Source organism: Nocardia sp. BMG111209 (assembly GCF_000381925.1).
GTDB lineage: Bacteria > Actinomycetota > Actinomycetes > Mycobacteriales > Mycobacteriaceae > Nocardia.
Genome location: NZ_KB907307.1, coordinates 550,836 through 570,312 on the forward strand (window position 1 = coordinate 550,836; position 19,477 = coordinate 570,312).

The following is a 19,477-nucleotide window of genomic DNA, read 5'->3' on the forward strand; positions in this document are numbered from 1 at the left end:
GATCGATCACGGTTCGCCTCAGACGGCTGGCGCCGAGCCCGCCACCGTTTCGGGCACCGGCACGGTCGATTCGGTTGCGAAGTCGGCGGATTCGGCGACGGCGACCGGCGAATCGGCGGATTCGCGTGCCGGAACACGTGTTTCGACCGGCCGCACCGCGGGAACCGCTGCGGGCCCGCGTGATTCGGCCCCCACCTCGCGCCGCGCCGCGCGTGACCGGCGCAGCAGATCCCGGTCCATCCACCATTCGACCGCCAGGATCGGGATGACCCAGCTGAGCCAGGTGTTCAGGCCGGATCGCATCTCGGAGAAGGCGAGCTGGCTCGCGGAGAACTGCGAATGCGCGTCCGCGCGCAGGATCCAGCCGAGCGGGATGAAGAAGATCAAGGTGATGGGAAACGACGCCGTGATGGCGAAACTGCGCAGCATCCACCGCCGGTGATCGGCGTATCGCTTCTGCCGTGCGAACCGATAGGCCGCGACGGTGGCGCCGAACCAGATCGCGCCGGTGATGATGTCACTGAATTCGTTCAGCGGCGGTTCCGGCCATACGGCCAGCAGGATCAGTCCGGCGCTGGAGGCCATTCCGGCCCCGCCGAAAACATAGACCCACCCGATATACCGATGAATCCGTGGATGCCGCCGCCGCAACCACGGCCACAACTGGGCGACACAGGTGGCCATCGCCACCGAGGCGCCGGTGATGTGCACCAGCAGCAGCGGGAAGAACACCGGATGTAACCGCATCGAGAATCGAGCCGTACTCGGATCCCAGACCCGGAAATACGTCCACAACAAGATGACCGACACCGCGGCCGCGATTCCGAACACAGTCAAGGGGAACGAGAATCGCCCCTGCGGTCGACGCCGTGCCGTCGTGGTGCTCTGGCCGTTCATCTCGGTCTCCTGGGAGCCTGGGCGGCCGACCGATCGCACACCGCCACACCTGTCCGAGAATGTCCCACCGCGCCGCCGCGAGGTGGTCCCCTGTTCGCGTGACACCTTGTGGCACCACACTATTGGCACGAAACGCGCGACCACCGACACGCCGTGAAGCCCTGCGTCCGACGGCCGGACTCGCTAGAGTCGGCGGACATGACGTCCGAGGTGCCGATCGCCTGGCTGACCGATTCCGACCCTGCCCTGCGGTGGCAGGTCGAACGCGACCTGCTCCACGAACCCCCCGACGTGTGGACGGAGACCCGCGCCCGAGTCGCCACCGAAGGCCACGGCGCACGACTGCTCGCCCTGCAGGACCCCGACGGTCAATGGGCCGGCGGCGCGTTCTTCCCCGCCGACTTCGACTTCGGCAGCCGCGAGACCAGTGGCCAGCCCTGGACCGCCACCACCTGGACCCTGAACACCTTGCGCGAGTGGGGACTCGACGCCGCGGTCCTCCAGAAGAACCACACCGCCGAACTGCTCGCCGAGCACAGCCGCTGGGAATACGAGAACCTCCCCTACTGGGCCGGCGAAGTCGACTGCTGCATCAACGGCTGGACCCTCGCCAACGGCGTCTGGCTCGGCGCCGACGTCACCGGCATCGCGGACTGGTTCGTCGACCATCGCCTGCCCGACGGCGGCTGGAACTGCGAATGGGTCGAGGGTTCCACCCGCTCCTCCTTCCACTCCACCCTCAACTCCCTCAAAGGCCTGCTCGCGCACGAGATCGCCACCGGCGGCACCGACGCCACCCGCGCCGCCCGCCACGCCGGTCAGGAATACCTGTTGCAGCGCAACCTGTTCCGCCGCCTGACCACCGGCGAACCGGTCGGCGACTGGACCGTACGCTTCATCAACCCACCCCGCTGGACCTACAGCATCCTCAACGCCGCCGACTACTTCCGCGCCGCCGCCCGCCACGACGGCATCCCACCGGACCCGCGCATGGCCGACGCCATCGAACTCGTCCGCGCCGCAAGGCAACCCGACGGCACCTGGCTCCAGGGAAAGCCCCACCCCGGCCGCGTCTGGTTCGACACCGACGCCCCCGAAGGCCAACCCTCCCCATGGCTCACCTTCCACGCCACCCGTGTCCTCACCTGGTGGGACACGAACAACACCACACCCGCGGCCACCGGGTGAGAGAGGCGGATCCGGCCGGCACCCCAGCCGGTCCGCCCGCACTCACAACTTGATGATATTGCCCGTCGACGGCGCGCCACCGCCGGTCGGCGGGGGTCCACCCGCGGCGGCCTGGTCGGCCAGCATGCGATATTGCTGAGTGGACTTCTGGGTCTTCACCGTCCCGGAGACCGTGTACAGGTACAGATCACCGGACACCGAATAATCGTTCTCCAGATTGTTGATGAAGAAGTTGATCTCCACCGTGGACATCTTCGATGCGCGGTCGAGAAAGGCCTCCATCAACTTGGTGATCTGCTCGGGTGTCAGTCCCATCGATCGCATCGACTCGTAGGTCGATTCATAGGACGCCGATCCCTTGGCGTTCCCGAAGAACCAGGTCCACAGCGTCAGTTCCGCACTGGTCGAGGTCTTCGTCTGCTCACGCACCGTCTCCTGTACGGACGCGCTCAGCATCGAGAGCGCGAGACTGTTCAGGTTTTTGACATCCTCGCTGGTCAGAGCGGATATCTGGAGATTCGCCTTGATCGTCCCGGAAGCGTGCGCGGGAACGGTGTAGGACAGACCGGTCAGCTGCCCCAATCCCGAGACCTCGATCGAGAAGGACTCCTCGGCCGCGCCCTCGAGCGGGTAGACGACCGGGGGCCAGGGATCGGTGTAGAAGACCTCGGTCTGGCGGGTTATCAAATTCGTCATTTCGATCCTCCTGAATCCGAGTAGCGAAAGAACGGAACACAACCGCGCGGTGAGTTCTAGCTCGGCCCGGGCTCCTCGGCGGCCCGGACGACATCATCCGGCGCGCTCGGTATCGAGATGTTCAGCGCCGCGATGACCGCGCTGATGTGGTTGCCCACCGAATCACCGTCGGCGGTCGTGGAACCCCAGTGCAGGCCGACCACCTTGTTCGCGGCGGGGTTCACATAGACCGACCCGCTGTCGCCCTTGGCGGAGAACGGTCCGATATCGCCGACGACGGTGATCTGGTTCGACATGACGACATCGCCGTGCGGCGGGCCGACGGACTCCAGGATCGACGCCGAGATCGACTGGATCCGGCCGCTGGTCAATTCGGTGGTGCGGCCGCGTTTCCGGACCGCCATGCCGACCGCGGGTTCGCCGGTGCCCAGCAGCTTTCCGATCGACACCACTTCGCTGATCAGCGCATCGCGTGCCGTCTTGACCGCCACCGCCGCGTCGACACCGTATTCCTTGCTCGCGAGGGGGATGTTGCCGACGAACCAGCGCCGCAGCTCCGCACAGTTTCCGCACCACCCGATCGTGTTGTCGCTGCGTGCTTCCTGGCACATCTCGTCGCCGGGCTGGGCCAAGCCGTCCTTCAGGCACATGACGTGATAGTTGCTCAGCATCATGGCTTCCTCATGGGCGTAGTTGCCCCGGACGATCAGGCCGAGCGTTCCCGCACCGTCCGTCAACCGGCTGGGAGCCATGCTGATTCCGCCGAGCAGCGGGTTGTAGCGCTTCGTGTCGGCCTTGGCCGACACTCGTTTCTCGGTGGCCAAGGCCTGTGGCTGGAAATCCGCCTCCTGCACCGCGACGGGGTAGTCCCGAATCGTGGTGGGTAGGCGGTGCGCCAGATCGCCCGGGTCGCCTCGCAGATAGATGATGATCGCGAGCTCATCGGTCAGCCTGCCGTTCTCCTTGCGCAACCCGACACCGATGCCGCGTACCGGCTCCAGAGCCAGGATCCCGGCTTGGACCTCCTCCATCGCCGTCACCATCCGGTCGTGCAGTTCGAGCTGTTCTGCCGATAAGGTCATGACCCTCCTCGTGTCGGAGTTTTCCTGACTTCCGGAACCGACGAGGTCTGCACGGGACCTTCCGAGGCACTGCCGCCGATACGCCCGAGTGGGCGCGAGGGAGAGAATCAGGCATCTTGTCCCGCGCTACGACTGCCGCGGACGACAACTGTACGACTGCCGGTCCGCACGTGCTGAACTGCGGCAATGCCCCCATTCATGATCCTCTCGCGCTCCACCGCGGGCAACACCGCAGCCGATATCGATATCGTCACCGGTCGCGGGCCCGACGGCGTCGTGGTGCCCGCGGGTCGGGACGTTTCTTTTCCGCGCCGAAACACGCTCTTACGTGAACCTAACGGCCGAGGTCGCCCGCCGAAACACCCCAGCTCGATGCTCGATCAGTCGCGGTCCGGGGACTCCCCGGACCGCCGGAATTGCGAGAGTGGAGGCGTCCATGGTGAGTGTCGAGGCCGGGGCGAAAATCTCGGCGGACGACTCCGACGAAGCGGCGCTGGCCGCACTCGGATACAAACAGGAATTGACCAGATCCTGGTCAGGATTCTCCAATTTCGCGATCTCGTTCTCCATGATCTCGATCCTGTCGGGCTGTTTCACCAGCTTCGGGCTGGGCTGGAACAACGGCGGCCCCGCGGCCGTCGCGTGGGGTTGGCCGTCGGTCTCCCTGCTGATCCTGGTGATCGGGTTCTGTATGTCGGAACTGGTGTCGGCGTTCCCGACCTCCGGTGGGATCTATTGGTGGGCAAGTAAACTCGGCGGGCCGCGGGCCGGGTACTACACCGGCTGGCTGAACATGATCGGCCTGCTCGCGGTCACCGCGTCGGTCGCCTACGGCTGCGCGTCGTTCTTCGACACCGTGGTGGGCACCTTCAGCCAGAGCTGGGCCGACGGCTACAGCCTGACTCGCGTCTTCCTCGAGTTCATCGTGATTCTGGCGCTGGCCGCGACCGTGAACATCTTCTCCTCGCACCTGCTGGCCGTCCTCAACAACATCTCGGTGTGGTGGCACGTGGTCGGCGCGGGGGCGGTCGTGGTGATCCTGTTCGCCCTGCCCGACCACCACGCGAGCCTCGGTGCGGTGTTCACCCACACCGTGAACAACACCGGATTCTTCGGCGGCTCCACCGGTGGCGCCGGCTTCCTGCTGTTCGTGCTGCCGATCTCGGTGATCCTGACCCAGTACACGATCACCGGCTACGACGCCTCCGCGCATCTGTCCGAGGAGACCAAGTCGGCCTCCCATGCGGCGGCCAAGGGTATCTGGCGGTCCATCCTGTACTCCGGTATCGGCGGCTGGATCCTGTTGCTGGCCTTCCTGTTCGCCGTGCAGGACGAGAACGGGCTGACCAAGGCCAACGGTGCCGTCCCGGCTCTGCTGGGACAGGCCTTGAGCCACAACTGGACCGGCGCGGTGTTGATCATTTCCACTGCCGGCCAGTTCTTCTGCGTCTTCGCCTGCATGACCTCGACCTCGCGCATGATGTACGCGTTCAGCCGGGACCGGGCGATTCCCGCTGCCGGCACCCTGTCCAAGCTGAGCGGCAAGCACGTGCCGGTGGGGACGGTGCTCGCCACCGCGGTGATCAGCATCGTCCTGACGCTGCCCGCGCTGGTCAAGGTGGACATCAACGGCTCGCCGACTCCGGTCGCCTTCTACGCCGTCGTATCCATCGGCGTGGTCGGCCTCTACCTGTCCTTCGCGATCCCGATCTTCCTGCGCTGGAAGGCCGGTGACTCGTTCCCGGCCGGCACGTGGACCCTGGGCTCGAAATACAAATGGATGGCGCCACTGGCAGTGGTCGAAATCCTGGTCACCGCGGTGATCGCCATGTTCCCGACCGCGGAAGCGGGCGCACCCTGGTCGCCGGACTTCGCCTGGAAGTTCGTGAACTACACCCCGATCGTCGTGCTCGGCGCCCTGGTCCTGTTGTGGGCCGCCTGGCATCTGTCGGTCAAGAAGTGGTTCACCGGGCCGAAGACCACGATCGACACCTGACCGGTACTGCTTGTCGACTGCTGCGCGTCACGGCTGTCGGTCCACGAGAGCTCGTGCGCGCGGCTCGGGAACTCCCAGGGTGAGCAGGCTGGTGGTCGTTGCCGCGCGGACGCCGAGGGTTCCGTCGGAACTGTGGTTGTCCGCGATGGCGAACACGGCGGCGTAGGCGACCTGGCTGAGGATGTCCGCGGGTAGGTGCCGTCCGAACGCCGCGGTGTCCTGGCCTCGTTGCACGAGGTCGGCGAGGATCTCGTCGACCGGTCCCAGCAGGGCGTGGATTTCCGCGCCGTACTCGCCACGCCGAAGGGCCAGAAGCACTCGGTACCGGTGCGCCAAGGGCCACATGCGGGCGATGAAATCGACCCATACCGCGTCGGCCGCGCTGTCGGACGCGTCGGCCTCGGTGAGCACGGCGACGATCTCGTGTACCGCCTGTTGCGCGAGGGTCCGCACGAGGTCGGCGCGGGTGGGGAAGTGGCCGTAGACGGTGCGGCGGACCACGCCGGCGGCGGCGGCGACCTCGCCCATCCCCGCGTCCGGGTTCTGCCCCAGGACCTCGAGTGCGACGTCGAGGATGAGACGCCGGGTGTCGCTCATGGAGCGCGCCCGAGCGGATTCGATCTGCGCCATCCGATCATCATTGCACATCGGTGTGCAATGACGTAGATTGCACACCAGTGTGCATTGCACACTGGTGTGCAGCGGATCGCTGCACTGTGAGGCAAGAGTTCAGGAGAACAAGGCAATGACCGCATCGACCCCGGCGCCCTCGACTCTCGTTCGCCCGTTCACCGTCGCGATCTCCGACGCCGAGATCGAGGACTTGAAGCAGCGACTGGCCAGAACGCGATGGCCGGATCCGGAAACCGTCCCCGACTGGTCGCAAGGTGTCCGCTCGGAGAATGTCAGATCGTTGATCGACTACTGGGAACGAGAATACGACTGGCGTCGATTCGAGTCGGAGCTCAATCGTTTCCCGCAATTCCTGACCACGATCGATGGGCTCGATATTCATTTCATCCATGTCAGGTCCGAGAATCCGAATGCGATGCCCCTGATCCTGACGCACGGATGGCCGGGTTCGATCGTCGAATTCCTGAAACTGATCGGCCCGCTGACCGATCCGGTGGCATTCGGCGGAAGCGTCGAAGATTCCTTCGACGTGGTCGTCCCGTCGCTGCCCGGATTCGGATTTTCCCAGAAGCCGACCGAGACGGGGTGGACGGTTTCCCGCATCGCAAGCGCGTGGGTGGAACTCATGACGCGCCTCGGCTACGAGAACTGGGCCGCTCAAGGCGGTGATTGGGGTGCCGTCGTCACCTCCGCCCTCGGGGCCGTGCGGCCCGAGGGTCTGCTCGGTATCCACTTGAACACCCAATATGCTTTTCCCGCGCAGATACCCGACACCCTGTCACCCGAAGAGCGCTACGCCGTCGACACCCTCGCCCACTACACCGGTGACCTCGGCGGATCGAACCACCTGCAGGCCACGAAGCCGGAGACCGTCGGATTCGCGCTGGCAGACTCTCCGGCCGGCCAGGCGGCCTGGATCTACGAGAAGTTTCAATCCAAGACGGACAATCGCGGGCTCGCCGAGGACGCGCTCGGCATCGATGACATGCTGGACGCGATTTCCCTCTACTGGTTCACGAACAGTGCCGCGTCATCCGGCCGGATCTACTGGGAGAACAAGTCGGCCGGTCTCGCCGGGCCGAAGCTCACGCTGCCGGTTGCGGTGACCGTATTCCCACGCGATATTCCGCGCCTGCCGCGAAGCTGGATCGAAGACACCTATGCCGACTTGATTCATTACGGTGAGGCCGACAAGGGCGGCCATTTCGCAGCCTTGGAGCAGCCCGACATCCTGATCAGTGAAATCCGCACCGGCCTCAGGAGCCTTCGTTCCCGAAACGGAACCTCCGCGTGGTCGATCCATGCGGGATGAGCCGGACAGGATCCGAGCGTAGGTGGTGCGGAGTTCGCCGGTGAGTGTGGGATTTCGGTCGGGAGGTGGTGTGGATCGTCATTCGGTGCGGTCGGGGTGCCGCAGGGGGATGCCGCTGTGGTGGGCTCCGATGACCGTGCCGACCAGCACCGCGGGTCGGTCGAGGTCGTTGCGGCAGCTGTGGGGGACGCCGTTGACGATCAGCCAGTCACCGGGTTGCAGCCGGATCTCGGTGTCTTCCAGGACGAATACGGATTCGCCGGAGATCTGCATGAGGCAGTCGATGGACGCGGTGGCGTGCAGGGCGGAAGAGCCCCGGGTGGTCGCATAGCCGTAGGGGTTCGGGTCGGCGAGGATCGGATGGGTGTCGGGGTCGATGGTGGCCTCGAACAGTTTTTCGCGTTCGGCGGGGTCGTCGGTGCCCCACATCGTGTCCGGATCGAAGTGGGGCGGCAGCGTGAACACCGTGATGTGGAAGCCGCCCGGCGCGGGCAGCAGCGGTCCGCGGAACGGCGGCGGGGTGCCGTTGTCGGGGAAGCTCACCGGGGCGTCGGCGGACCAGATCGACCATTTGTCGCCCTGGTCGGGGCTGATCGAAGCGACGCGCCGGTCGGAAACCACGGTGGCGCGACCGTCCGGCCCGTAACCGGTGACGACTCTGCGGATTCCGGTCGATGTCATGGTTGTCTCCTCGTGATACCGGATGGTGGGGTTGCGGTGAGCAGGTCCAGGGCGGTGGTCATCAAGCCGGGCAGGTCTTCCTCGCCGTCGTGTTCGGCCCACCGGATCAGTGCGGCGGACACGGCTGCCAGGCACGCGCCGGTGGCGACCCACAGCTCGAATTCGACGTCGGGATCGGGGCTTTCGCCGCGCAGCGCTTCGACGATGCGGCACTGGCTGCGGTACTGGCCGTCCCACATCCGTTCCCGCAGAGCGGGTACCGACAACCCCAGACGCAGCCGTGCCAGCAGGATGGCTCGGTCGGCCACGTCGTGATCGGCGGTCGTCTCGACCAGCGCGGCGCCGATCCGACGCAGCAGGGGCTCGTCGGCCGGCCGGGCGCGGATCGCGTCGATGATCACTGGGTCGTACTCGTCGGCCATGACGAGGTCTTCCTTGGTCGGGAAGTGGCGGAACACGGTCATCGACGACACCTCCGCCGCGGCCGCGATGTCGGCGACGGTGGTGGCGTCGTAGCCGCGTTCGGTGAACAGCCGCATCGCGTGCTCCTGAATGGCTCGCTGAGTCTTCATTCGTCGGATCTCACGCAGGCCCGGCTCATCGCGACTCATATGTTAGAGACTATCAAATGTTAGTGTCTAACGCCATACCGTGTCGCGCCCGCGACCCTGATCAGCTTGCTGGGCAACGGGTTTCGTCGCTGACCGGACGGACCGACACGCGCCCGTCCGATACAGCCGTCTGTGGATGCGGGGTCAGCCGCCGGCGCGTCGGCGGCATTCCGCCAAGGTCGTCGATGATCCGGCCGCGACGCAGCCCAGCCACACCAGCGGCCGTACCCGAGCGAGTTCGGCGGAGACGGCCGCGGTCAGTGTGACCCGGGTTCCGGTGGTGAAGGTGCCGCTGCACGTACCGGTGGCGGCCGTGCACCGCACGCCGGCCGGGGTGGACGATATCTGGACCCGGCCGCTGGACGAACCCAGATTCGGGGCGTCCAGAGGTGGAGCGCGCTCGTTCCGTGGGACGACGTACCCGTTCCGTCGACGGGCAGGTGGAGGGGATGATGCAGCCCGGAGAGCAAGCGGGACAACAGGACCGGTCCGGCCGGCGCGAGTCCGAGGCGCTGCAGCGGATCGAAGAACGAGTCCTTCCGTCGGGGAGCCGGGGTCTCGGTCTGCTCAATCGGTGTGCGTAGGTGTCGCCTGTCGCGGGGCATAGCGGTTTCGCATCGCGGTGCCGGCTGCGGGGCCTGCGGTGAAGACGTAGGTGTCACTGTCGTCGAGCCGGCGGCCGGTTCCGGCGTCGACGACCACCGGTTCGACTTCGTCGCCGGTGGTGGCGTGGACGAGAATCATGCTGCGCTGTTCGGGCGCAAGGCGGGAGTTGCCCCACGCGGCCAGGGCGAGGATCACCGGACGCAAGGTTCGACCCAGATCGGTGAGCAGGTACTCGTAGCGGACAGGATTGCTCTGGTAGGGGCGACGTTCCAGCAATCCGTCCGCGACGAGAGTCTTCAGCCGGGCGGTGAGCATGCTGGAGGAGATACCGAGGTTGTCCTGGAACTGGTCGAAGCGGGAGTAGCCGTCGAAGGCGTCGTGCAGGATCAGCAGCGTCCACCACTCGCCGACATGCTGCACAGTCGTGGACAGCGGACATTCCCGGTCTTCCAGCCTGATCCGGTTCGCCATGGCGACCTCTCCCGAGTTACTGCTAAAGTCGAAGCTACGTCACACTCGCTGTGCCCGAGATGCCTCGGAGCTAGGCCCTGGTCCACAACTGGCCACGACCGAGTCCGAAGCGGCCCCTTCGGCAGAGATGCGAAAACCACTCCTGACCAGGTCAGGAGGGGTTTTGCGATGGTCGAGATACTGGGACGGTATGTGAACCAGTGGAACCCGGATCACCTACGCCGAGTGATCGAGCGGGTTGAGGGTGCCGCACCTGGTCGACCAGCGAAAACGTCCCAACTGCCGCAGATTCGGCGACTTGATCGCCGATTGTCACCTGCCACGATCACCGAACTAGCGGCGGCCTACGAGGCTGGAACCTCTACCCCGGAGCTGTGCAAGCGGTACCAGTTGTCCAAGGGCGGCGTGCTGAAGTTGTTGCGGGAGGCGGGGGTTCAGATGCGGCGGCAGGGGTTGACGGAGGATGAGGCGAGGCTGGCGGTTCAGCTTCACGAGGCCGGCGAGTCGTACGGAGCGATCGCCCGGGAACTAGGCAAGGCGAGGAGCAGTGTGCGGGCGGCGCTTCAAAACCGTGAAATTATAAATATGCCCTGTAGTTAATTTGCTGCTGGCCACAGCCTATCCGTAGGCGGGGAAATCCGAGCCAAGAACGATCCTCCATTGACGTATCGCCTCTTTATGGTCACCACGTTCTTCCGCTGCAAGCGCGTCATCTGCACGATTTCGAGCAGACAACAGCGCTGCATTAACAGCGTCCCGCGCACCCCAGGCAAGATATGTAGCGATGTCACCGCCGTACCCGGCAGGATCCTGAACACTGAGATTTTGTCGATTGTAGTTGAAGAAAACTTGCAGCGCCTTGCGATTATTAGTACCAAGTGAGGTAAATGTGCGGGCCGCCATCATCTCTAAATGAAACGACATCAACCAACTGCTGTGCGCATTATTCCACTGCTTGACAATGACTACAAACCGTTTAAGATTTCCGCCAAGTTCGGAATTCCTTCTATTCATATACGACTCGTGCTCGATAGGATCGGTCGTTATCCATCCGCCCGAGCCATCAGGAATCCCGTATCCTCCGGTAGTGTACTTAACCACCGCAGCAACATCCACAACAGGGCCACTCGTATAGAATAGTCGAACAGCCTGTCCGCGAGCACCAATTTTCTTAACGGGTGAGGCGTCGTTCAGCTCGCGGCGAACCCTGTACAGAAAATCGGCAGAATTATATATGTACTTCGTACTCCACAGGTCGGCCTCGACGTGCAGATGAACGAGCAGGTCGATATCTTCAAATGGTCGGCTCGCTGTATGACGACCAAGAGATCCTATGATCTTAGTTGACTGATACTGCATCGTCGATGTCGACGGAAAAGCTTTTTCGAGAGCGTTTACCACATAGGCTTTGCGAGCTGAAACTTCACCTGTGACCGTGGTGTCTTCCTTGATTGCGTCATAAAATTCATTGAACGCCTGCGCAGTCGTAGTAGCCACGTTAGTTGCCCTGCCCTACTTGCCGCGAGAGCAGCTGTGCTGCTGTCGTCATGGCTGCCTCGTTTCGCTTTCGTCTGAACTTGTAGATCAGGTTAGGAACCTGCGGAGAATATCGACGCATATCGAACAGTCGTTCCTGCCAGACCAATAGGTCCTGACTCTCAAGTCCACTCGCGTTGTCAGCAAGTTTATCTTCGATGGCGACGGACATTTCTCGCCGTTCCCGACTCGCCCTACGAATGCTTACCCAGTATTCCCAGACATCCAGGGCTGCCGGAAGCAGTGGGAAGGCCATGCCCAGTAGGAATCGCTCCAAAGACAGGTTGAATACGAAGCTCGCGATGATTAGGGCAACAGTCCACAGAACCAGTGCAAAGATCCATACACGGGCCGTCGTTCTGAGCAACTGATCCCAATATGAAGCATTAGCGCGCTGGCAGATGGCCACCGTCACAATCCCGCGCTGCTCCCGCTCAATAGGGTACCAGTTCGTCTGGACCGTTCCCGGTTTGGTGGACACGAGGGTCGAAGCTGCCCGGTAGGACGGGAGTTCGGTGTTGGGATCGACGCGGCGTAGGTTTACTGATGAGTACAGGGCTCAGGCGGTAGGATTCGTCCGGGATGAAGGTCGGCCGGTGGCTGAGGTGGCGCGGAATATCGGTGTCCACGAGATGACGTTGAGGAATTGGTTGAAGAAGGCGAAGGAATCCGGTGGCGGTGATTCCGCTGATCGGGATTTGACCGACTCGGAGCGGGCCGAGTTGGAGCGTTTGCGTGCGGAGAACGCGGAGCTGAAGATGCAGGTCGCGTTCGCAAAAAAAGTTGCGACCTGGTTCGCGAAAGACCAGCGGTAAAGTTCGCTGCGATCGCGGGCTGGGTCGAGTCCGGGGATTTCGGTGTCGAATTCATGTGCCGGGAACTGGGTGTTTCCCGGTCGGGGTATTACGCGTGGCGTGGCCGGGCCGTGTCCGGCCGGGACCGGGAGGATGTCACGCTGACCGGGCTGATCGCGGCGATGTTCGAGAAGCTGCGCGGTAATCCGGGTGTGCGCCGGATCCATGCCGGCCTGGCGGTGGCGGGGTGGCGGGTGTCACGTAAGCGGGTGTGGCGGTTGATGCGGGCCGCGGGCCTGCAAGGACGACATCCGAAGTCGTTCCGGCGGACCACGATTGCGGGTACGCGACCGGTCGGCGCGCCGGATCTGATCGGCCGGGACTTCGCTACCGGGGGCGGTGCGGGCCGGCGCTGGTGTGGCGACATCACGTATGTGAAGACCTGGTCCGGGTGGGCGTACATGGCCACGGTGATCGATGTACACGACCGGTCGGTGATCGGGTGGGCCGTGGCGGATCATATGCGTACAAGCCTGGTTTTGGAGGCCCTGGATATGGCGCTCGGGCGTCGCCGGCCGGAGCCGGGTATCATTTTTCACAGCGACCGGGGAGCGCAATATACCTCACGAGAGTTCGACCGGTATTGCCGCCGGAACGGTATCCGCCGTTCCCTCGGTCGGACTGGATCTTGTTTCGATAATGCCGTATCGGAATCACTGTTCGCGACCTACAAGAAAGAGCTGATCCATACCCGTCCGTGGCCGACGGTCGAGGTTCTCCGGAAGGCGACGTTCGGCTGGATCGAGAACTACTACAACGTTCAGCGCAGGCATTCAGCTCTCAACTATTTGACACCAATGGAATATGCGTTAGGATTCAGGGAAATCAGTCAGATCGCGGCTTGATCCGGTGTCCATTCAACCGGGAACACTCCAGTCAGATTTTGCTTTTGTGCCTTCGATTCGATCGCGTCGTCTGGACCGGCCAGAAGTGAGATTGTCTCCAGCGATGGAAGCTTGGTACGTCGGCCACTGGCAGGCATACCGTAAATGGTGAAATCGAACTGCTCTTGCACGGACGCAGCCTGCTCGGTTCGATTACGTTCCAGTTGCAGCAAGATTGTGCGGCCAAGGAAAACCCACAAACCAGCAGCGGCGCCCGCAATGACGGCCAGTTTTGGCCAGATAACCGCGACGGGTGGTGCTACTAAAGCTATAACGAGCATGCCGAGCCAGCGAAGACTGAGCCATCGCTTAGAAAGCGAGTACAGCCTTCTCTGCGCCAGCAGTAGTCGTAGAGCGGCGACCTCGTTTTGAGTGGCCGCGATGCGCTGGCTATCTGGAACTGTATACTCGTGTACCTCACCTACGGCCATGCGGGCTAGTCCGTTCACCTTTCCAATGGAACAATAACTGCTATTTCCTGCGCATAAAGATATTAACTGCCAACTAGATGACCCCAGGCAGTTCCTTCACTTCGATGGACCTTATGCCGTTCGCTCGCACATCGAGTGATGATCGCTGCCAATCGGGGTCCGGTCCGCCGGGTAAGCCTAGCGCCAAAAGCGCGGAGCGGCAAAAATCGCCCGGCCAGGCACAGTGCACTGGCAACTTTGGAGCGTGGTGCGAGCTGCGGCGTACGTGACATACCTTACCGACTGTCCAGTTCTCGCACCTTAGCGGCGAAGGCCGCATATCGGATCATCCATTCCGTATCAAACAGCGGGCTGTCCCGATATTCTTCTACGATATGGACGCTTCGCCTGATTAGTCGATTTCGACCTTTACTCCGGTTTTTACCGGATGTTCAAGGTCGACCACAAGTACTTCCTGTTTCCCGCCGGTGAGGCCTATCGACTTCGCTGGCATCTGCTTGTATGAATAACGACCTCCGAGGCCTTCCAACTCAATATGAGCTTGCTGGAAAAACTTCTTGGCATTGATGAAACCCCCGCTCTGTTGAGTGAAAGCGATCGGATAAGCGGTGTCGTCATCAGCATCGGTGAAATCAATTGCCATGGATGTCCGGCTGTCATCGAGGTACAGAAACGCTCGCGATGACGACTCAATGCGGTTGATCGAGATGAAGACCTTGGTCAGGCCGATGCGGCCTTGCGGGCTGATCGAGAGCGCGCTGTCGATAGTTGATGGCGTGTAGGGCAATTTCGTGTATTTCATATATTCCCAGATTAATGTATTCCAGCTATCGCGGCAAGCGTGTGGGCAACCTGGCGGTGGTATTGGTGGCGAGCGGCGGTCGAAGATTACCAGGAGGCTGGGAGCGTTGATACGTAATAGCGCATTTTTCGGTTCCGAATATTGTAAACAAGCACCCACCGGCGCATAATAGAAGTACCATTAGAAGAGGTACAAAACTATATATGAAATACTTCCACGCACCCGAGACCGGCACACTCTATCGCCTGGATGGTCCGGCCCTGATCGGGATCGACCCAGACGAGCACGGCGTCTACACCATCGACGAGGACTTCGAGTTCGAGGTGGACGAGGATCTGGTGGGAAGTGAGAAAATTCGGGACGACGCTCCCCGCACTTTGGGTGATCTCTACGCAGAAGTTCGGGCAGCACTATCGTCGCCGACCGCTGTCGAGCGGAACTAACCGCCCGAGGTTGAAGACCAGTTCCCCAACCTCTACCCCTGCGCTTTTCGGCTCAGCTTACGAATCCGCCGTAACCTCGGCCGCCGTCACATCCCGCTCGATCGCCTCGAAGATGCCGATGTCGGTCTTCTGCTGCCACTCGGGCAGCTGATCCCACGGCGCAATATAGCCTGGCTTCGGGTCGGGAATCCGCGCCAGAATCTGCCCGATCCAGCAGATCGCGACGAACTGCCCTTTCAACTCCGCGCTCAACCGAGCAGCGGCACCGTCCGTCACCTTGATGAAGTCAACGACCTGTCGGTAGACCGCTGCCGCACTGACTCGTTCCCAGTCGTCCGGCGTGTTCTCCCACGGCGTGATGTAGCTGTCCTTCGGCGTGCCCGGAAAATGCGTGGTGACGCCAGTGATCCAGGCCTCGCGAAAGATCTGACCGCCATGATCGTTGTCGCTCACGATGCTCCTCATCAGTATGCGGGTGACGTTGCAAGCCTAGTGATTTCGCGTTCCAGATGAGCCACATGTCGATCATCTGCCAGTCCGGTCAGACGTCCCCGCAACTGGTCGAGCCGTCGCCCAACGTAGCCGGAACGGGTGCGACGAGCGATGTCGACGCTGACGCCGCCGTACCAGACTGTTTGCACTGGATCGCCCCTGAGGGCGCCAGCTGCGGCGAGATCAACGAGCACACTGGCCCGACGGCGTGCGGACAGAGGTCGTTCGAGCAGAGGCATCAGGATGCGCTCGGCCGGCTCCGGTTGGCCAAGCTGAATCAGGCAGCTGGCCTCTTCCTCATCAATACGGTCGCCGGAGAAGCGCAACCAGCCGAGTGAAGGCGTTTCACCGAGTCCGGCTACCCCACGCGCCGCGTCGAATGCTCGCTGGCACTCGTCGGCTTCACCGCATCCAGCTTGTACCTGTGCCCGAACACTTTCGGCCCAGTAGCGCGTTGGAAGGGAAATATCGCCTCGACGGGCCACCTCGACGGCTTCCTCGGCGAGCGGCAAGGCGTCGTCAAAGCGGTTGTCGAAGATGCCGATGTAGGCGTGCCGCGTCAGCGCACAGGCCCAGAGGTCATAGGCCTGAGCGTCGGCAGCGAATGTTCCGGACAGCGCGTAGCAGTGAGCTGCTTCGGCCAGGTGGTTGCTGTCGAGCAAAATTTCGCCGGTCAACTGGAGGACATCGGCGATCAGCTCAAGCTGACGACTCCGGAGCTTCGCACTGTGGGAACCCCGTAACCCGTCGACCAGGATGCTCAGGTGCTCCCGGACGGTGCCGAAGACCGCTGCCTTGGTTTCGGCTTCGCCGTAGTGCTTCCACAGCATCCGGTTGAGGGTGGCGTACTGATCGAGCACGCCCATGTCGAGCCGACCCGAGGCCGCGGTGAACTGAACTCGATCCCAGTCGATGATCACCGGCGTGATGAGCGTGGTTGTGGCGATGCTCAGCAGTCGCAACACCTCGCGCCGGTTCATCTCCGAAATCTCCATGGGGTAGGCCCCGGCCTGGGTGGCAGGGCGGCTCACCTCCACAGTAGTCGGCACGGCCGTACCAAGAGACTGGACGGTTGGGGTACGAGACGGATCATCGCTGGTCTGGACGGGTTTTGTTGTGTCCCTTCGGCGGCTCGTCTGGTGTCGCTCACGCCAGGCAGCTTCGCCCTCGATCAAAATTTCCTCGAACCGGGCACGATCATCGGCAGTGGCCCGCTGGTCCAAGGTGGTATCGAGAATCGCTTGTGTCTGGGAACGCGGTCTGACCGAGCCGAGGCCGGTTCGCCAGTTAACTACCGTGGTGCCCTCGACACCGAGAAGCGCTGCAAAGTCACGAACAGATCGGCGCATGGCCTCTTGCAGCGCCGCCGCCTCGAATCCGCTCCACTCCCGCCCTCTGACCATTGCCCCACCTACGTTACGTTGCTTGAACTGGGGAAACCCTCACGGTAGCCACACACTACCCGACCACGACGCGATCGCACCGAAACCTGTTGCTTAGCAAGGCTTAAGAGGTGACGACGAACGTCGCTCACTGCGAACTTCCTTGCCTTGCAACAGGATTCGTGGCTCCCGCCTCGCCGCCACTGGTACCGGCTTGGTGCTCCCTGAAGGTGACGCTGAATCTGCCACGCCGTCGCCGGTTGCCCCCAGACGGCCAAATCGGACAATTTTCCATCGAGTCCGAGAGGCGATCCTGACGGCTCATCGCTATTCGACCGGCCTCATTGGCAATTCGCGTCGTTCGGCCCATAGCCCTCCCTCACAATTGGGCGGTTCACCTGGGAAATGGGATTGCTACCCCAACGGTACCCCACCATTACGCGATCGCGCCGAAATTGGCCGTACGGGCACGGTTATACCGGTGCCCGGTACCAAGTCGACGTTGTTTCCCGTCATTTTGGTGGGAGCGACGCACCATCTCTAGAGAGCTGGGGGAGGTGGCGAAAGCCCTTGGTGCCGGGTGCCTTTCATCTGTTGAGGTTCAGCTTGAAAGGGACGACCGATGCCATTCACGACGCCAGCGATCCACCAGTGCGTGACCCAGACTCGACAGGAAACGCATCAAGCACCTGATGAGCCCTTTGCCATCGCCCAGGCTCACGCCGTCATGCAATTCCATGTCGCCTGTCGCGCCAAACGCTGCCCGAGAAAAGCAGCGGCACTGCTGACGTTGATCGACGCCGGCCGCGTCGTGCCCTCGACGAGCAAACCGAGCTGATCGGCCATGTTGCCCCGGCCTCGTCGCCTCCGCCACCTCCACATCGAATCCGGCGCCTTGCGGCTGGATTACCAGGCCAGCGCTGAACAAGCCCAGAGCGTGGCCGATGAACTGGCACAGAGTTTTTCGGCATTGGAGCTTCAGGCGACGGTGGACGACGACGTACAGCCGAATATGCCACTGCTTCCCTGCGCCGAGCTTTGGGAATGACTCTCCTCCTCTCGCTTTCAACATTTTTCGTCTCTTTGCTGAACGGATGTGACCGCTATGCCAGACGACCGCTCCACTTTTACCTTTTACGGGCTTACCCCGGACAAGCCTTTGGCGATGACGCTGCCACCAGTGGAAGCGACGCCGGATATGCCACTGCCGGACGCTGGCCCTTTCCTGCGTGTCTGCGCGGGAGCGGAACAACCGACCACGGTCATGATGCGGATTGCCGTGCAGCTGGTGGGTATTTGGCGACACACCCACGAACGGCGGCCAACTGGTGAGGACGAACTGACCCAGCTGAACGAACAGCTCAATCTGGCCATATGGCTGATCGACCGGGAGGCTGGCGGGCACACGAAAAATATTGCTGTCCAGTCGGATACGCCACTGTCGCCATCGTCGTACGGTCAGTGGGTTGCCTGGTTGGTCTGGAAATATGTGCTTTACGCGTTGCGCCAGGACGGCGCTGAGCAGCATGAGCGTGATGCGGCTGAACTGCTGAGGTGCGCCGAGTCGTTCGATGAACTGGCGGAAGCAGCGTGGCAGGGACGTCTCCGGTTGCCGGAAGAAGCAACCGATGTGTTTCCCCCGACGTCGGTGATGCCGCCAGCGGGAAGATCGTCGTGATGGCCTCGGACTCGTTGCCGGACAGAACATTCGTCCACGCGGATGGCAAGCTCGCCGAGTTCATGTGCCAGGTGTCCCTGATGGAGCTGACTCCCGAACGTGCTCGCCAGCTCCGGCACATCCACCGGTTTCACCATCCGGATGAGTGCGTGGTGCACCTGGAGGCGGCGTATCTCTTGCTGATCGAGGGCAGGTGGTGAGGTGACGGCGGCGCTTGTCTGGATCCTCTGGCCTGCCTCGATACTTTTCACGGCAGTGCTGAGCTACCGGCTCGGAGACCACCGCGGTTCGACCGATGCTCCTGGGCGGCACAGAGCGGACAGGTTGCCGCATCAGGATCCGTGGGATGAGGAACCCGGGAGCGAGGAGGCCGCCTCAACGGAGTCCTCCATGCCGCAAAGGCCGGCGCGGTGGTGGAGCGATGAGGATGACACGGTGGAGCTGCCGAGGGTTGAACAGTGATCTGGAACTTTCAAACGATGGTAGCAATCCTCAAAGACAGAGTATTCAAAGTACTCAGCCGAACCTGGCGCGACGCAAAACTATCGACCCGAGGTCGAGGGTGGTCCCAAAGTGGTCCCAAATCTCAGGGTGGTCGAATAACAGCAAACCCCTTCCGACCCAGGTCGGAAGGGGTTTTTCTGTGTCGGGCTGACAGGATTCGAACCTGCGACCCCTTGACGGCGGAGCAAATTCCGATCTTGTGCCCCGACAGTTCCCATTGCTGCCTGTACCTGCAATTTATGACGAACCGCCGCGCTCAACACTTCCCGTAGCAACCGGTCGATTCCCACTCAAACCG

23 protein-coding genes are annotated in these 19,477 nt (G+C 62.6%); 10 read left to right on the top strand and 13 right to left on the bottom strand.

Annotation, left to right across the window (positions count from 1 at the left end; translation table 11 throughout):
- Positions 1-18: 18 nt before the first annotated feature.
- On the bottom strand, positions 19-831 hold the full coding sequence (locus G361_RS46575; RefSeq protein WP_019925417.1) for a DUF2306 domain-containing protein: 813 nt from the start codon (positions 829-831) through the stop codon (positions 19-21).
- Positions 832-1,095: 264 nt separating this feature from the next.
- On the opposite strand from G361_RS46575, the gene G361_RS0102220 reads away from it, so the two are divergent.
- A complete protein-coding gene (locus G361_RS0102220; protein ID WP_019925418.1) occupies positions 1,096-2,085 on the top strand; it encodes a hypothetical protein in 990 nt (329 codons plus the stop codon).
- Positions 2,086-2,127: 42 nt separating this feature from the next.
- Here G361_RS0102220 and G361_RS41950 read toward each other — a convergent pair whose 3' ends face one another.
- Both G361_RS41950 and G361_RS0102230 read right to left on the bottom strand, forming a co-directional pair.
- Positions 2,128-2,781, bottom strand: a complete 654-nt coding sequence (locus G361_RS41950; RefSeq protein WP_019925419.1) for a hypothetical protein — start codon at positions 2,779-2,781, stop codon at positions 2,128-2,130.
- A 56-nt stretch (positions 2,782-2,837) separates the two neighbouring features.
- The gene (locus G361_RS0102230; protein ID WP_019925420.1) at positions 2,838-3,863 is read right to left on the bottom strand and encodes a hypothetical protein; all 1,026 of its coding nucleotides are present in this window, start codon (positions 3,861-3,863) and stop codon (positions 2,838-2,840) included.
- A gap of 436 nt (positions 3,864-4,299) precedes the next feature.
- Between G361_RS0102230 and G361_RS0102235 the strand changes: the two genes are divergently transcribed.
- Complete coding sequence (locus tag G361_RS0102235; RefSeq protein ID WP_019925421.1) at positions 4,300-5,859, top strand: amino acid permease; 1,560 nt, start codon at positions 4,300-4,302, stop codon at positions 5,857-5,859.
- A 27-nt stretch (positions 5,860-5,886) separates the two neighbouring features.
- On the opposite strand, the gene G361_RS0102240 is transcribed toward G361_RS0102235, so the two are convergent.
- Positions 5,887-6,489, bottom strand: a complete 603-nt coding sequence (locus G361_RS0102240; RefSeq protein ID WP_019925422.1) for a TetR/AcrR family transcriptional regulator — start codon at positions 6,487-6,489, stop codon at positions 5,887-5,889.
- Between the two features lie 115 nt (positions 6,490-6,604).
- On the opposite strand from G361_RS0102240, the gene G361_RS41955 reads away from it, so the two are divergent.
- Positions 6,605-7,804 carry an epoxide hydrolase family protein gene (locus G361_RS41955; protein ID WP_019925423.1) on the top strand — a complete coding sequence of 400 codons (1,200 nt, stop codon included), beginning with the start codon at positions 6,605-6,607 and terminating at the stop codon, positions 7,802-7,804.
- Between the two features lie 78 nt (positions 7,805-7,882).
- Here the strand turns inward: G361_RS41955 and G361_RS46580 are convergent, their stop codons facing one another.
- From G361_RS46580 to G361_RS48995, 5 genes are all read right to left on the bottom strand, one after another.
- A complete protein-coding gene (locus G361_RS46580) occupies positions 7,883-8,485 on the bottom strand; it encodes a hypothetical protein (RefSeq protein ID WP_019925424.1) in 603 nt (200 codons plus the stop codon).
- Entirely contained in the window at positions 8,482-9,057 is a 576-nt protein-coding gene (locus tag G361_RS0102255) for a TetR/AcrR family transcriptional regulator (protein WP_196814392.1), read from the bottom strand. The genes G361_RS46580 and G361_RS0102255 overlap by 4 nt, the downstream gene beginning before the upstream one ends.
- Before the next feature lie 606 nt (positions 9,058-9,663).
- Positions 9,664-10,173: a helix-turn-helix domain-containing protein gene (locus G361_RS0102265; RefSeq protein WP_019925427.1), complete on the bottom strand. Its 510-nt coding sequence runs from the start codon at positions 10,171-10,173 to the stop codon at positions 9,664-9,666.
- A gap of 618 nt (positions 10,174-10,791) precedes the next feature.
- On the bottom strand, positions 10,792-11,670 hold the full coding sequence (locus G361_RS48990) for an SMODS domain-containing nucleotidyltransferase (protein WP_155981248.1): 879 nt from the start codon (positions 11,668-11,670) through the stop codon (positions 10,792-10,794).
- A gap of 1 nt (position 11,671) precedes the next feature.
- On the bottom strand, positions 11,672-12,190 hold the full coding sequence (locus tag G361_RS48995) for an S-4TM family putative pore-forming effector (RefSeq protein ID WP_155981249.1): 519 nt from the start codon (positions 12,188-12,190) through the stop codon (positions 11,672-11,674).
- A 34-nt stretch (positions 12,191-12,224) separates the two neighbouring features.
- On the opposite strand from G361_RS48995, the gene G361_RS50090 reads away from it, so the two are divergent.
- Both G361_RS50090 and G361_RS0102280 read left to right on the top strand, forming a co-directional pair.
- Positions 12,225-12,524: a transposase gene (locus tag G361_RS50090; RefSeq protein WP_196814393.1), complete on the top strand. Its 300-nt coding sequence runs from the start codon at positions 12,225-12,227 to the stop codon at positions 12,522-12,524.
- Positions 12,525-12,535: 11 nt separating this feature from the next.
- The gene (locus tag G361_RS0102280) at positions 12,536-13,408 is read left to right on the top strand and encodes an IS3 family transposase (protein ID WP_026342606.1); all 873 of its coding nucleotides are present in this window, start codon (positions 12,536-12,538) and stop codon (positions 13,406-13,408) included.
- Here the strand turns inward: G361_RS0102280 and G361_RS49000 are convergent.
- Entirely contained in the window at positions 13,393-13,878 is a 486-nt protein-coding gene (locus G361_RS49000) for an S-4TM family putative pore-forming effector (RefSeq protein ID WP_155981250.1), read from the bottom strand. The two genes, G361_RS0102280 and G361_RS49000, sit on opposite strands and share 16 nt — an antisense overlap.
- Positions 13,879-14,269: 391 nt before the next feature.
- Positions 14,270-14,680 carry a hypothetical protein gene (locus G361_RS49005; RefSeq protein WP_155981251.1) on the bottom strand — a complete coding sequence of 137 codons (411 nt, stop codon included), beginning with the start codon at positions 14,678-14,680 and terminating at the stop codon, positions 14,270-14,272.
- A gap of 203 nt (positions 14,681-14,883) precedes the next feature.
- Between G361_RS49005 and G361_RS0102290 the strand changes: the two genes are divergently transcribed.
- Complete coding sequence (locus G361_RS0102290; protein ID WP_019925432.1) at positions 14,884-15,123, top strand: hypothetical protein; 240 nt, start codon at positions 14,884-14,886, stop codon at positions 15,121-15,123.
- Between the two features lie 57 nt (positions 15,124-15,180).
- Here G361_RS0102290 and G361_RS0102295 read toward each other — a convergent pair whose 3' ends face one another.
- Entirely contained in the window at positions 15,181-15,576 is a 396-nt protein-coding gene (locus tag G361_RS0102295; RefSeq protein WP_231386758.1) for a hypothetical protein, read from the bottom strand.
- 11 nt (positions 15,577-15,587) lie between these two features.
- Positions 15,588-17,018, bottom strand: coding sequence for a transcriptional regulator (locus G361_RS41970; RefSeq protein ID WP_155981252.1), 1,431 nt, complete (start codon positions 17,016-17,018; stop codon positions 15,588-15,590).
- A 601-nt stretch (positions 17,019-17,619) separates the two neighbouring features.
- Between G361_RS41970 and G361_RS49010 the strand changes: the two genes are divergently transcribed.
- From G361_RS49010 to G361_RS0102320, 4 genes are read left to right on the top strand one after another with little or no spacing between them, the layout of a single operon-like run.
- Positions 17,620-17,835, top strand: coding sequence for a hypothetical protein (locus G361_RS49010; RefSeq protein ID WP_155981253.1), 216 nt, complete (start codon positions 17,620-17,622; stop codon positions 17,833-17,835).
- 57 nt (positions 17,836-17,892) lie between these two features.
- On the top strand, positions 17,893-18,045 hold the full coding sequence (locus G361_RS0102310) for a hypothetical protein (RefSeq protein WP_155981254.1): 153 nt from the start codon (positions 17,893-17,895) through the stop codon (positions 18,043-18,045).
- A 57-nt stretch (positions 18,046-18,102) separates the two neighbouring features.
- Positions 18,103-18,675 (top strand): hypothetical protein, encoded by a 573-nt coding sequence (locus G361_RS0102315; RefSeq protein ID WP_019925437.1) that lies wholly within the window; start codon positions 18,103-18,105, stop codon positions 18,673-18,675.
- Positions 18,675-18,875, top strand: a complete 201-nt coding sequence (locus tag G361_RS0102320) for a hypothetical protein (RefSeq protein ID WP_019925438.1) — start codon at positions 18,675-18,677, stop codon at positions 18,873-18,875. The genes G361_RS0102315 and G361_RS0102320 overlap by 1 nt, the downstream gene beginning before the upstream one ends.
- Positions 18,876-19,477 lie beyond the last annotated feature (602 nt).